Origin of the sequence: Kitasatospora cathayae (assembly GCF_027627435.1) — a bacterium.
GTDB classification, from domain to species: domain Bacteria; phylum Actinomycetota; class Actinomycetes; order Streptomycetales; family Streptomycetaceae; genus Kitasatospora; species Kitasatospora cathayae.
The window spans coordinates 5,675,001-5,688,686 of sequence record NZ_CP115450.1 but is presented as its reverse complement, the minus strand read 5'-3'; the positions used below and the strand labels follow the sequence as shown (position 1 = coordinate 5,688,686).

Sequence of the window (13,686 nt, the reverse complement as noted above, 5' to 3'; positions counted from 1 at the left end):
GGACCCCGCGCCGGGATCCGACCGGACCTACCCTGAACCTGACCGAGCCTGACTTGAAGAGTCCTAGACCATCCGGGACTCTGAACTCTTCTGAGCGTTCCCCGAGCGGCACCGACCGGTTTTTTGTGGAGGCCGGCAATGACAGCCATGTTCGACCAGGAGCTGCGCGAGCAGCTCGCCCAGGCCCGACAGGACCTCGCGGCGGCCCGGGCAGCAGGGGACGCCGACGGCGTCCAGGCGTACGAGGGCCGGGTCGCCTCACTCCTCAGGCTCGCCGCCCAGCACGGCATCGACCTGCCGCACAGCCCCGACGAAGAGGAGCACAACGAGTAAGCGCGCCCGCGAACGCCGAGGAGGCGGCCCCCGTACACCACGGGGTGCCGCCTCCTCGGCGTCTGCCGCCCAATGCGGGGGGAATCACTCCCCGGCCGGCTCCAGGATCGCCACGCACTCGAAGTGGTGGGTCATCGGGAACAGGTCGAAGGCCCGCAGCGAGACCGGCCGGTAGCCGCCCTCGCGGAAGAACTTCAGGTCCCGGGCGAGCGCCGCCGGGTCGCAGGCCACGTACGCGATCCGGCGCGCCTCCAGGCCGACCAGATGCGCGACGGTCTCGCGCCCGGCGCCCGAGCGCGGCGGGTCCAGCACGATCAGGTCGGTGGCGGTGATGCCGGTGCGCGGCAGCAGCGTCTCGACCCGGTCGCACTCGATCCGCACGTTGTCCAGCGCGGCCAGGTTGTGCCGGGCGTCGACCACGGCCTGCTTGGCGGACTCGATGCCGAGCACCGCGCCGTCCTCGCCGACCCGGTCGGCCAGCGCGCCGGCGAACAGGCCGACCCCGCAGTACAGGTCGAGCGCGTTCTCGCCCCACTGCGGGTCCAGGCCGTCCAGCACCGCGTCGACCAGGGTGTCCGGCGCCTCCGGGTGGATCTGCCAGAAGCCGCCGTTGCTGACCCGCCAGGTCCGCCCGGCCGCCCGCTCGCGCACGAAGCTGCGCCCGTGCACCTTGTGCACGTCGCCCTGGTCGTCCACCCGGGCGATCGACACCGGCTTGTCCAGCTCGACCAGCGGCAGCTGGGCGCCGTCACGCGGGGTCAGCACCACCTGGCGGTCCGAGGAGCCGCTCGCGGCGATCACCTCGACGCTCGCCACGCCCGGCCAGTCCCGGGCCTCGATGCCCAGCTCGGTGACGCCCTCGGCGGCGATCAGGCAGCGGTCCACCAGCTGCACGTCGTGCGAGCGGTGCTTGCGCAGGCCGACCTTGCCGGTCTCCGCGTCCACCGCGTACTGCACCCGGGTGCGCCAGGCCGGCACCTGCCCGGCGGGCAGCTTGCCGCCGACCGGCTCGACGCTGCCGTCCCAGCCCGCCTCGGCCGGGGTCAGCCCGGCCAGCTTCGCCAGCTGCTCGGTCAGCACCGCCGCCTTGAGCTTGCGCTGCCCGCCCGGGGTCACGTGCTGCCAGTCGCAGCCACCGCACTTGCCGGGACCGGCGAACGGGCACGGCGCCTCGATCCGCTCCTTGGCGGGCTCCAGTACCTCCACCGCGTCCGCGCGCAGGAACCGCGAGGTGGTGGTGCCCTCGGTCACCAGCGCGACCACCTTCTCGCCGGGCAGCGCGTGCCGGACGAACAGCACCCGCCCCTCGTGCCGGGCCACGCAGTGCCCGCCACCGTGCGCGACCGGGCCGACCTCGACCTCGTAGCGCTCGCCGACCAGCGGCTCCCCGGACGGCGACTCCGGCCGGGGCGTCCGCGCCGCCGGAGCGCGCAGCGCCTTCGGCGGCCGCACCGCCTGCTTGCGCGGCGCCTTCCGGCCGGCGCCGCCCGCAGCGCCCTTCCCGTCCCGAGCCGGCTTCCCGTCCCGAACGTCCCGAGCCGGCTTCCCCGCCCGAGAGTCCTGCGAGGCCCGCACGGGCTTCTCCACCGGGTTCTCCCCCGGCACGACCGGCGCCGTGCGCGCCGTCAGTCCGTCACGGTCGGTGGCCTCCGGCCGGTTCGGCCGGCCCCAGCGCGGCCGGGCCACCTGCCCGGGCTGGGAGCCGCCGCCCCGACGGGCGCCCTTGCCCTTGCCGGAGGCGCCGGAGGAGCCCGAGGAACGGGGCGGAGTGTTGCGCGTCACTGGGAGGAATCCTTGCTGCGGTCGGTGGCACCGGTGCCGGTCGCACCGGTACTGACGGAATCCTTCGACTTTACGGCCTTCGGCGCCCGAGGCTCACCACGGCGGACGGACCCCGGCGCCGACCAGGCCTTCTGCGGCTTGCGCCGCTCCGAGGACTCCAGCTGCCAGGGCACCGAGGTGACCATCACCCCGGGCTTGAACAGCAGCCGCCCCTTGAGCCGCAGCGCGCTCTGGTTGTGCAGCAGGTGCTCGTACCAGTGGCCGACCACGTACTCGGGGATGTACACCGAGACCACGTCGCGCGGGCTGCTGCGCCGCAGGTTCTTCACGTAGTCCAGCACCGGCCCGGTGATCTCGCGGTACGGCGAGTCCAGCACCTTGAGCGGCACCTCGATGCCCCGCTCGTCCCACTCCCCCCGCAGCGCCGCCGTGTCCTCCGGGTCGACGTTGACGGTGATCGCCTCCAGGGTGTGGGCGCGGGCCAGCCTGGCGTACGCGAGGGCGCGCAGCGCCGGCTTGTGCAGCTTGGAGACCAGCACGATGCCGTGCACCTGGGTCGGCAGCACCACGTCGTCCGGCTCCTCGGCGGCGGTGAGCTCCTCGGAGACCCGGTCGTAGTGCCGGCGGATGCCCTTCATCATCACGAACAGCACGACCATCGCGGCGATCGCGATCCAGGCGTGGCCGATCTTGGTGACCAGGACGACGATCAGCACCGCCATGGTCATCACCAGGCCGAAGCCGTTGATCGCCCGGCTGCGCTGCATGTGGCGCCGCTCGGCCGGGTCGGTCTCGGTGCGCAGCAGCCTGGTCCAGTGCCGGATCATGCCGGACTGGCTCATGTTGAAGGAGACGAAGACACCGACGATGTAGAGCTGGATCAGGCGGTTCGGGTCCGCGTCGAAGGAGATGATCAGCAGGATCGCGGCGATCGCCAGCAGGATGATGCCGTTGGAGAAGGCCAGCCGGTCGCCGCGGGTGTGCAGCTGGCGCGGCAGGTAGCGGTCCTGGGCGAGGATCGAGCCGAGCACCGGGAAGCCGTTGAAGGCGGTGTTGGCGGCCAGCACCAGGATCAGGCCGGTGACGGCGGCGACGAAGTAGAAGCCGGGCGTGAAGTTGCTGAACACGGCCTCGCTGATCTGCGCCAGCGCGGTCTTCTGGTGGTAGCCGGAGCCGGCGCCGACCAGCTGCTCGGCCGGGTTCTCGGCCATCTGCACGCCGGTCAGCCGGGCCAGCCAGATGATGCCCATGAACATCACCACGGCGACGGTCGCCATCATCAGCAGCGTGGTGGCCGCGTTCTTGCTCTTCGGCTTGCGGAAAGCGGGCACGCCGTTGGAGATCGCCTCCACACCGGTGAGCGCGGCGCAGCCGGAGGAGAAGGACTTCAGCAGCAGGAACACCATCGCGAACCCGGCCAGCGATCCGTTGCCCGGGGTGGCCTCGAGGTGGAAGCCGGAGCTCTCGGCGGGCATGTCCTGGCCGAGCACGAAGTGCCGCAGGAAGCCGTAGCCGACCATCCCGATCACGCCGATCATGAAGGCGTAGGTGGGCACCGCGAAGGCGCTGCCGGACTCGCGCACCCCGCGCAGGTTCATGCCCATCAACAGCACGACCACGACCACCGACACGATCGTTTCGTGGCCGCGCAGCGCGGGGACGGCGGAGACCACGTTGGCGACGCCCGAGGTGGTGGACACGGCGACGGTCAGCACGTAGTCGACCATCAGGGCCGCGGCGACCACCAGACCGGCGGCCGGACCGTGGTTGACGGTCGCCACCTCGTAGTCGCCGCCCCCGCTGGGGTAGGCGTGCACGTTCTGCCGGTAGGAGGCGACGACGGCGAGCATCACGATCGCCACCACGAGGCCGATCTGCCAGGAGAAGTGGATCGCCGAGGCCCCCGCGACGGAGAGCGTGAGCAGGATCTCCTCGGGGGCGTACGCAACCGAGGAGAGCGCGTCCGAGGCGAAGACGGGCAGCGCGATCCGCTTGGGGAGGAGGGTCTCCCCGAGCTTGTCGCTGCGAAGGGCGCGCCCGATCAGGATGCGTTTCGGAAGGTCAGTCGGCATAGGCACGTTAAGGAATCGTAGGGGTTTCCCCGCCGGGCTTGCGCCGTTCATCCCCCCTTCGTCGCGACTGCGTTCGGTGGACCGGCTAGCGTGTCGGATACGAGTCGGCGGGCAACACTGTGGTTGTCGAGCGGTGTCCAGCCGACACCCCCACGAGGACCCTCGTCCCGGAAAGCCGGGCGGGAAACGGAGATGAACGGTGTTTGCGCAGGTCAAGAACCCTACGGGACGGGTGAGGTAGCGCCGGTGCACATCGTCATCATGGGCTGCGGCCGCGTGGGCTCGGCCCTCGCGAGAACGCTGGAGAAACAGGGCCACTCGGTGGCCGTGGTCGACCAGGACCCGACGGCCTTCCGCCGGCTGGGTGCCGGGTTCAACGGGCGCCGGGTGACCGGCGTCGGCTTCGACCAGGACACCCTGCGCGAGGCGGGCATCGAGGAGGCCGGTGCCTTCGCCGCCGTCTCCAGCGGTGACAATTCCAACATCATCGCCGCCCGGGTCGCCCGGGAGAACTTCGGCGTGGAGAACGTCGCGGCCCGGATCTACGACCCGCGCCGTGCCGAGGTGTACCAGCGCCTGGGCATCCCGACCGTGGCGACGGTCCGCTGGACGGCCGACCAGATGCTGCGCCGGCTGCTGCCGAGCGGCGCCGAGCCGCTGTGGCAGGACCCGAGCGGCACCGTGCAGCTGGCCGAGGTCGCGTACCACCCGGGCTGGGTGGGCCAGCGGATCGGTCGTCTGGAGGAGGCCTCCGGCGCCCGGGTGTCGTTCGTCACCCGGCTCGGTGAGGGCGTGCTGCCCTCGCCGCAGATGGTGGTGCAGGAGGGTGACCTGGTGCACGTGATGCTGCGCCGGGCCGACCTGACGGCGGTCGAGGCCGCGTTCGCGCAGGGGCCGAAGGAGGAGGGTCACTGATGCGGGTCGCCATTGCCGGGGCCGGTGCCGTGGGCCGCTCGATCGCGGGCGAGCTGCTGGAGAACGGTCACGAGGTCCTGCTGATCGACAAGAACCCCAACGCCATCTCGGTGGAGCGGGTGCCCATGGCGGAGTGGCTGCTGGCCGACGCCTGCGAGATCACCTCGCTGGACGAGGCGGCGCTGCAGCGCTGCCACGTGGTGATCGCCGCGACCGGTGACGACAAGGTCAACCTGGTCGTCTCGCTGCTCGCCAAGACCGAGTACGCGGTGCCACGGGTGGTCGCCCGGGTGAACAACCCGAAGAACGAGTGGCTCTTCAACGAGTCCTGGGGCGTGGACGTGGCCGTGTCCACCCCGCGCCTGATGTCCGCGCTGGTCGAGGAGGCGGTCAGCGTCGGCGACCTGGTCCGCCTGATGCGCTTCAGCCAGGGCAACGCCAACCTGGTCGAGCTGACCCTGGCCGAGGAGGCCGAGCTGGTCGGTACCCGGGTCGGCGGCGTCTCCTGGCCGCAGGACACCGCGCTGGTGAGCATCATCCGCGAGGGCCGGGTGCTGGTGCCGGGCAAGGACGACACCCTGGAGGGCGGCGACGAGCTGCTCTTCGTCGCCGCGCAGGAGCGCGAGGAGGAGCTGGAGCAGCTGCTGTCGGCCACCTCCGGCGCCCAGTAGGGCCACGCGGACGCGACGGCCGAGGGCCCGCATCCCCGTCGTGGGGGTGCGGGCCCTCGGCCGTACCGGCGGGAGCGGCTACTTGGCCGGCTCCTCCTCGTCGTCGTCCAGCTGCGCCTTGATCGGCGGCGGCGCCTTCAGCAGGATCTGCCAGGTGACGTACATCGCCAGCAGCAGCGGCGGGATGCCGAGGGCGACCTTCAGCCAGCCGAGCAGGTTGACGTTGTGGGTGAAGTACAGCGGGAAGAGGATCACCGGCTTGAGGCCCATGATCACCACCCAGGCCCAGGTCGCCCTGGTGTAGGCGGCGAGGCGGCCGGGGTTCTCCTTGCGCCAGGTGAACATCTCGCCGGTGATCGGGCCGAGCATCACCCCGATCATCGGCCAGCGCACCAGGGCGGAGACCGCCAGGGCGGCGCAGTAGCCGACGCTCCAGAGCAGGCCGGGCAGGTAGAAGTCCTCGGCCTTGCCGCTCTTCATCGCGATCCAGGCGCCGAGGGCGACGCCGAACACGCCGCTGAAGGCGTGCTGGATGGTCTCCCGCCGGGCCAGCCGGGCCACCACGAACAGGGCGCTCAGGCCCAGCGCGGCCCAGGCGGCGGCGCTGACCTGGTGGGTGATGTTGTAGGTGAGGATGAAGACCAGGCCGGGCAGCGTCATGTCGATCATGCCGCGCACGCCGCCGAAGGCCTGCAGGACGGTGTCGGCGGCCTCCTTGGAGGCGGCCTGCCGGGCGGCCTCGGCGGCCGCCGGGTCCAGCGGCCGGTCGGCGGCCGGCGCGGTGCCTTCGATCGACCGCGCCAGGCCGTCCGCCGCCTCCTCGGCGGCGGCCTGCCGGGCGGCCGCGTCGGCGGCGTCCAGGTCGATCCGGGCGGCGGCGTCGCCGCCGGGGTGGTTGCTCACGCTCATTCGCTCCCGTGTCCGACCGGACGCAGCTCATACCGGGGGTTGAACAGCACGCGGCGCCCGCGTGCGTGGCTGATCCGGCCGCTGGCGACGAGTCGGCGGCCCGGCTCTATGCCCGCGATCGAGCGGCGACCCAGCCAGACGACCTCCAGCGCCTCGGTGCCGTCGAAGAGCTCGGCCTCCAGGGCCGGCACCCCGGCCCGCGGGCGGAGCGTCACCGTGCGCAGTGTGCCCGCGACGGTGACCAGCTGGCGGTCCGAGCAACCGGCGATCGGCGTGCAGCCCGACTCGGCGGCGCTCTCCTGGCGCAGGTCCTCGGCGTTCAGTTCCTCGGCCGAGGAGGTCAGCCGGCTGAGCATGCGGCGGAACCGCCCCTGCGGCTGGCCACTGCTGATGTCACCACTCATGTCGGCAGGGTACCGGTTTCCGGGTCGCCGGCGGCAGGCGTCGCAGCCGCCGGCGGCCGCCGCGATCAGCTCTCGAAGCGGTAGCCCATGCCCGGTTCGGTGATGAAGTGGCGCGGGTGCGAGGGGTCGCGCTCCAGCTTGCGGCGCAGCTGGGCGAGGTAGACCCGCAGGTAGTTGGTCTCGGTGCGGTAGGCCGGGCCCCACACCTCCTGGAGCAGCTGGGTCTGGCTGACCAACCGTCCGGCGTTGCGGACCAGCACCTCCAGCAGGTGCCATTCGGTGGGCGTGAGGCGTACGTCGGTGCCGTCCCGGTTGACCTTCTTGGCGGCGAGGTCGACGGTGAAGCTCTCGGTGACGACCAGCGAGTCGTCCTCCCCGGCCACCGGTTCGGCCCGGCGCACGGCGGCCCGCATCCGGGCCAGCAGCTCGTCCATCCCGAAGGGCTTGGTCACGTAGTCGTCGGCGCCGGCGTCCAGTGCCTCGACCTTCTCGTCGGAGGCGTGCCGGGCCGACAGCACGATGATCGGCACCCGGGTCCAGCCGCGCAGGCCGCGGATCACCTCGACGCCGTCCATGTCGGGCAGGCCCAGGTCGAGCACGACGACGTCCGGATGCCGGGCTGCGGCCAGTTCCAGGGCGCTCGCGCCGTCATGGGCCGCGTCCACCTCGTACTTGCGGGCCTTGAGGTTGATCACCAGTGCGCGGACGATCTGCGGTTCGTCGTCCACGACGAGGACCCGGGTCATGTGCGGGCTCCGCCTTTCGGGCTGTCGGATCTTACGGACTGTGGTGTCTTGGCTGTTGGTGGGACGTGGGCCGCCCGGCCGCACGTGATCAGTCGGCTCTCACGTGATCAGCTCGGAGACCGGGTCGCCGTCCTCGCCGGGCGGCTCGTGCCGCGCGTTCGGCTCGGCCAGTTCGGCCAGTTCGGCCAGCTCGGGCGGCCGTTCGACCGCGGGCAGGCTGACGACCATGGTGAGGCCGCCGCCCGGGGTGTCCTCGGCGGTGACGGTGCCGTCCATCGCCTCGACGAACCCGCGCGCCACCGCGAGCCCGAGCCCCACCCCGGCGCCGCGCGGCGCGTCACCGTAGCGCTGGAACGGCGCGAAGATCCGCTCCTTGGCCTCCTCGGGCACGCCCGGACCACGGTCCACGATCCGCAGCTCGACCCGGCCCGGCCGGCCCGGCTGTTCCAGGGCGTCAGCCTTGACCAGCACCTTGACGCCGTCCGGGCTGTACTTGACGGCGTTCTCCACCAGGTTGGCCAGCGAGCGCTCCAGCAGCCCGCCGTCGGCCCGGATCATCGGCAGCGTCTCCGGCACGTCCAGCCGGACGGACTCCGGCGGCACGCCGCCGAGCGCGTACGGGACCACCTCGTCCAGGTCGGTCTCCTGGATCAGCGGGGTGACGGTGCCGGTCTGCAGGCGGCTCATGTCGAGCAGGTTGTTGATCAGGTGGTCCAGCCGGTCGGCCCCGGCCTCGATCCCGGCCAGCAGCTCGGCCTCGTCCTCCGGGTCCCACTCGACGTCGGCCGAGCGCAGCGAGCTCACCGAGGCCTTGATGCCCGCCAGCGGGGTGCGCAGGTCGTGCGAGACGGCGGCCAGCAGAGCGGTGCGGATCCGGTTGCCCTCGGCCTCCCGGCGGGCCGCGGCGGCCTCCCGGGCCAGCCGACGGCGCTCCAGCACCACGGCGGCCTGAGCGGCGAAGGCGCCCAGCAGCCGCCGGTCCGCCCCCGGCAACACCCGGCCGCGCAGCACCAGCGCCAGGCTCTCGCCGACCGGGACGTCCACATCGGCCTCCTCGGGCCGCGCCGGCGGACGCGGCCCGGCGGTGGCGACCGGCACCCAGCCGCCGGTCGGCTCGGGACGCTCCAGCAGGGCGGCGCTCTCCTGGCCGAAGGTCTCCCGGACCTGCTCCATCAGCGCGGTCAGCACCCCGTCGCCGTTCGGCGCGCCGCGCAGCACCGTGCCGGCGAGCGCGCTGAGCGTCTGCGCCTCGGTCTGGGACCGGGCCGCCTGGTGGGTGCGGCGGGCCGCCAGGTCCACCACGGAGGCGACCGAGCAGCCGACGACGGTGAATATGGCCACCGCCATGATGTTCTCCGGCTCGTTGATGGAGAACGTGTGCAGCGGCGGGGTGAAGTAGAAGTTCAGCACCGAGGAGCCGACCAGCGCCGAACCGATCGACGGCAGCAGCCCGCCGACCAGCGCCGCGAGCACCGTCAGCGACAGGAACAGCAGCATGTCGGTGGACAGGCCCAGCCCGCCGATCGCGGTCAGCACGATCGCCAGCAGCGGCGGACCGGCCAGCCCGATCAGCCAGCCCGCGACGGTCCGGGTCCGGCCCAGGTCGGTGATCCGCCGCACGGGTATCTTGCCGCGGCGCCCGTGCCCGGCGTGCTCGTGGGTGACCATGTGGACGTCGATGTCCCCGGCCTTCTGAGTGACGACGGTCCCGACGCCCGGCCCGTACAGGTACTGCCAGCGGGGCCGACGGCTGGTGCCCAGCACGATCTGGGTGGCGTTCACCCCCCGGGCGAAGTCCAGCAGCCCGCCGGCCGGGTCGTCGCCCAGGACGTTGTGGAAGGAGCCGCCGAGGCTCTCCACCAGCGCCCGCTGCTCGATCAGCGTCTGCGGCGAGCCGGAGCCGGCGAGCCCGTCCGAACGGGAGATGTGCACGGCCAGCAGCTCGCCGCCGGAGACCCGGGCCGCGATCCGGGCCGCCCGGCGGATCAGCGTCGCCCCCTCCGGGCCGCCGGTCAGCCCGACCACGATCCGCTCCCGGGCCTGCCAGGTGCCCACGATCCCCTGCTCGGCGCGGTACTTCTGCAGGTACTCGTCCACCCGGTCCGCGGTCCACAGCAGCGCCAGCTCGCGCAGCGCGGTCAGGTTGCCCGGGCGGAAGTAGTTGGCGAGCGCGGCGTCGATCTTCTCCGGCGTGTACACGTTGCCGTGCGCCAGCCTCCGCCGCAGCGCCTGCGGGGACATGTCCACCAGCTCGATCTGGTCCGCCCGGCGGACCACCTCGTCCGGGACGGTCTCCCGCTGGCGCACCCCGGTGATGCCCTCCACGGCGTCGCCGAGCGACTCCAGGTGCTGGACGTTCACGGTGGAGATCACGTCGATCCCGGCCGCGAGCAGCTCCTCGACGTCCTGCCAGCGCTTCTCGTTGCGGCACCCGGGCACGTTGGTGTGGGCCAGCTCGTCCACCAGCGCCACCTCCGGACGGCGGGCCAGCACGGCGTCCAGGTCCATCTCGGAGAACCTGGCCCCTCGATGCACCACCTGCTGCCGCAGCACGACCTCCAGCCCGGCCACCAGGTCCGCGGTCCGTCGCCGGCCGTGGTCCTCCACGAACGCCACCACGACGTCCGTGCCACGCTCCTGCCGCCGGTGCGCCTCGGCGAGCATGGCGTACGTCTTGCCGACCCCGGGGGCCGCCCCGAGGTAGATCCGCAGCCTGCCTCGTCCCATGAGCACCATTCTTGATCGGGCCCTGCCCGGGAGCCACCCCCGGACACCTGTTCCCCCGCCTTCGAGACTACGGCGTGAGCAGCGAAATTCCGGTGATCAGTGCACTGATCATGCGGTTTTAGCGGCATATTGACGGAGCCCAGCCACTCGGCGGGGGTCGGCTGGGGCTGACCCGCCGGCTGCCGTCCGAATTGCGGGAAAACGCGAAGAACCCCCATCCGGAATCCGGATGGGGGTTCTTCTGAAGAATTGTTCGGCGGCGTCCTACTCTCCCACAGGGTCCCCCCTGCAGTACCATCGGCGCTGTGAGGCTTAGCTTCCGGGTTCGGAATGTAACCGGGCGTTTCCCTCACGCTATGACCACCGAAACACTATGAAACTGTCGACCCGCCGACAAGGCAGTCGTTGTTTCAGAACAACACAGTGGACGCGAGCAACTGAGGACAAGCCCTCGGCCTATTAGTACCGGTCAACTCCACCCCTCACAGGGCTTCCATATCCGGCCTATCAACCCAGTCGTCTACTGGGAGCCTTACCCTCTCAAGGAGGTGGGAGTGCTCATCTCGAAGCAGGCTTCCCGCTTAGATGCTTTCAGCGGTTATCCCTCCCGAACGTAGCCAACCAGCCATGCCCTTGGCAGAACAACTGGCACACCAGAGGTTCGTCCGTCCCGGTCCTCTCGTACTAGGGACAGCCCTTCTCAACACTCCTACGCGCACAGCGGATAGGGACCGAACTGTCTCACGACGTTCTAAACCCAGCTCGCGTACCGCTTTAATGGGCGAACAGCCCAACCCTTGGGACCTACTCCAGCCCCAGGATGCGACGAGCCGACATCGAGGTGCCAAACCATCCCGTCGATATGGACTCTTGGGGAAGATCAGCCTGTTATCCCCGGGGTACCTTTTATCCGTTGAGCGACGGCGCTTCCACAAGCCACCGCCGGATCACTAGTCCCTACTTTCGTACCTGCTCGACCCGTCAGTCTCACAGTCAAGCTCCCTTGTGCACTTACACTCAACACCTGATTGCCAACCAGGCTGAGGGAACCTTTGGGCGCCTCCGTTACCCTTTAGGAGGCAACCGCCCCAGTTAAACTACCCACCAGACACTGTCCCTGATCCGGATCACGGACCCAGGTTAGACATCCAGCACGACCAGAGTGGTATTTCAACGGCGACTCCACAACAACTGGCGTTGCTGCTTCACAGTCTCCCACCTATCCTACACAAGCCGAACCGAACACCAATATCAAGCTATAGTAAAGGTCCCGGGGTCTTTCCGTCCTGCTGCGCGAAACGAGCATCTTTACTCGTAATGCAATTTCACCGGGCCTATGGTTGAGACAGTCGAGAAGTCGTTACGCCATTCGTGCAGGTCGGAACTTACCCGACAAGGAATTTCGCTACCTTAGGATGGTTATAGTTACCACCGCCGTTTACTGGCGCTTAAGTTCTCAGCTTCGCCTAGTCGAAACTAAGCTAACCGGTCCCCTTAACGTTCCAGCACCGGGCAGGCGTCAGTCCGTATACATCGCCTTACGGCTTCGCACGGACCTGTGTTTTTAGTAAACAGTCGCTTCTCGCTGGTCTCTGCGGCCACCCCCAGCTCAAGGCGCAAAGCCCGTCACCAGGAATGGCCCCCCTTCTCCCGAAGTTACGGGGGCATTTTGCCGAGTTCCTTAACCATAGTTCACCCGAACGCCTCGGTATTCTCTACCTGACCACCTGAGTCGGTTTGGGGTACGGGCCGCCATGAAACTCGCTAGAGGCTTTTCTCGACAGCATAGGATCATCCACTTCACCACAATCGGCTCGGCATCAGGTCTCAGACTATATGTGAGGCGGATTTGCCTACCCCACGTCCTACACCCTTACCCCGGGACAACCACCGCCCGGGCTGGACTACCTTCCTGCGTCACCCCATCGCTCACCTACTGCAGACTTGGACCGGCGGCTCCACCACTTCCCTTCACCCGAAGGATCCGGGACGGCTTCACGGCCTTAGCATCACCTGGTTCAGCGTTGGCGCTTCAAAGCGGGTACGGGAATATCAACCCGTTGTCCATCGACTACGCCTGTCGGCCTCGCCTTAGGTCCCGACTTACCCTGGGCAGATCAGCTTGACCCAGGAACCCTTGGTCAATCGGCGCAAGAGTTTCCCACTCTTGTATCGCTACTCATGCCTGCATTCTCACTCGTATACCGTCCACGACTCGATTCCTCGGCCGCTTCACCCGGCACACGACGCTCCCCTACCCATCACAGCCCCCGTTAGGAGTATTGCTGCAATGACACGACTTCGGTGGTGTGCTTGAGCCCCGCTACATTGTCGGCGCGGAATCACTTGACCAGTGAGCTATTACGCACTCTTTCAAGGGTGGCTGCTTCTAAGCCAACCTCCTGGTTGTCTCTGCGACTCCACATCCTTTCCCACTTAGCACACGCTTAGGGACCTTAGTCGGTGTTCTGGGCTGTTTCCCTCTCGACCATGGAGCTTATCCCCCACAGTCTCACTGCCACGCTCTCACTTACCGGCATTCGGAGTTTGGCTAAGGTCAGTAACCCGGTAAGGCCCATCGCCTATCCAGTGCTCTACCTCCGGCAAGAAACACGTGACGCTGCACCTAAATGCATTTCGGGGAGAACCAGCTATCACGGAGTTTGATTGGCCTTTCACCCCTAACCACAGGTCATCCCCCAGGTTTTCAACCCTGGTGGGTTCGGTCCTCCACACGGTCTTACCCGCGCTTCAACCTGCCCATGGCTAGATCACTCCGCTTCGGGTCTTGGGCATGCAACTCAACCGCCCTATTCGGACTCGCTTTCGCTACGGCTACCCCACACGGGTTAACCTCGCTACACACCGCAAACTCGCAGGCTCATTCTTCAAAAGGCACGCAGTCACGGCCAGCCGGCAAGCCGACTGACGACGCTCCCACGGCTTGTAGGCACACGGTTTCAGGTACTATTTCACTCCGCTCCCGCGGTACTTTTCACCATTCCCTCACGGTACTATCCGCTATCGGTCACCAGGGAATATTTAGGCTTAGCGGGTGGTCCCGCCAGATTCACACGGGATTTCTCGGGCCCCGTGCTACTTGGGAGATGAGCAAGCAAGCCGTACA

Annotated in this window: 9 protein-coding genes and 2 rRNA genes (1 of these 11 cut by a window edge); 3 read left to right on the top strand and 8 right to left on the bottom strand. The window is 69.1% G+C overall.

Annotation, left to right across the window (positions count from 1 at the left end):
- Positions 1 to 138: 138 nt before the first annotated feature.
- Positions 139 to 333: a hypothetical protein gene (locus O1G21_RS25385; RefSeq protein ID WP_270146933.1), complete on the top strand. Its 195-nt coding sequence runs from the start codon at positions 139 to 141 to the stop codon at positions 331 to 333.
- A gap of 84 nt (positions 334 to 417) precedes the next feature.
- On the opposite strand, the gene O1G21_RS25380 is transcribed toward O1G21_RS25385, so the two are convergent.
- A complete protein-coding gene (locus O1G21_RS25380; protein ID WP_270151252.1) occupies positions 418 to 1,767 on the bottom strand; it encodes a class I SAM-dependent RNA methyltransferase in 1,350 nt (449 codons plus the stop codon).
- A gap of 344 nt (positions 1,768 to 2,111) precedes the next feature.
- The gene (locus O1G21_RS25375) at positions 2,112 to 4,187 is read right to left on the bottom strand and encodes an APC family permease (protein WP_405000831.1); all 2,076 of its coding nucleotides are present in this window, start codon (positions 4,185 to 4,187) and stop codon (positions 2,112 to 2,114) included.
- Positions 4,188 to 4,433: 246 nt separating this feature from the next.
- Between O1G21_RS25375 and O1G21_RS25370 the strand changes: the two genes are divergently transcribed.
- Both O1G21_RS25370 and O1G21_RS25365 read left to right on the top strand, forming a co-directional pair.
- Positions 4,434 to 5,102 carry a potassium channel family protein gene (locus O1G21_RS25370; RefSeq protein WP_270146931.1) on the top strand — a complete coding sequence of 223 codons (669 nt, stop codon included), beginning with the start codon at positions 4,434 to 4,436 and terminating at the stop codon, positions 5,100 to 5,102.
- A complete protein-coding gene (locus tag O1G21_RS25365; protein ID WP_270146928.1) occupies positions 5,102 to 5,773 on the top strand; it encodes a potassium channel family protein in 672 nt (223 codons plus the stop codon). Before O1G21_RS25370 ends, O1G21_RS25365 begins: the two co-directional genes overlap by 1 nt.
- 78 nt (positions 5,774 to 5,851) lie before the next feature.
- Here the strand turns inward: O1G21_RS25365 and O1G21_RS25360 are convergent, their stop codons facing one another.
- From O1G21_RS25360 to O1G21_RS25335, 6 genes are all read right to left on the bottom strand, one after another.
- A complete protein-coding gene (locus O1G21_RS25360) occupies positions 5,852 to 6,676 on the bottom strand; it encodes a DUF3159 domain-containing protein (RefSeq protein ID WP_270146927.1) in 825 nt (274 codons plus the stop codon).
- A 2-nt stretch (positions 6,677 to 6,678) separates the two neighbouring features.
- On the bottom strand, positions 6,679 to 7,086 hold the full coding sequence (locus O1G21_RS25355) for an OB-fold nucleic acid binding domain-containing protein (RefSeq protein WP_270146926.1): 408 nt from the start codon (positions 7,084 to 7,086) through the stop codon (positions 6,679 to 6,681).
- 65 nt (positions 7,087 to 7,151) lie between these two features.
- Positions 7,152 to 7,832 (bottom strand): response regulator, encoded by a 681-nt coding sequence (locus O1G21_RS25350; RefSeq protein ID WP_033351413.1) that lies wholly within the window; start codon positions 7,830 to 7,832, stop codon positions 7,152 to 7,154.
- Between the two features lie 99 nt (positions 7,833 to 7,931).
- A complete protein-coding gene (locus O1G21_RS25345; protein WP_270146925.1) occupies positions 7,932 to 10,559 on the bottom strand; it encodes a sensor histidine kinase in 2,628 nt (875 codons plus the stop codon).
- A gap of 251 nt (positions 10,560 to 10,810) precedes the next feature.
- Positions 10,811 to 10,927 (bottom strand): 5S ribosomal RNA (gene rrf, locus O1G21_RS25340).
- 71 nt (positions 10,928 to 10,998) lie between these two features.
- Positions 10,999 to 13,686, bottom strand: a 23S ribosomal RNA gene (locus O1G21_RS25335) (it continues 432 nt past the right edge of the window).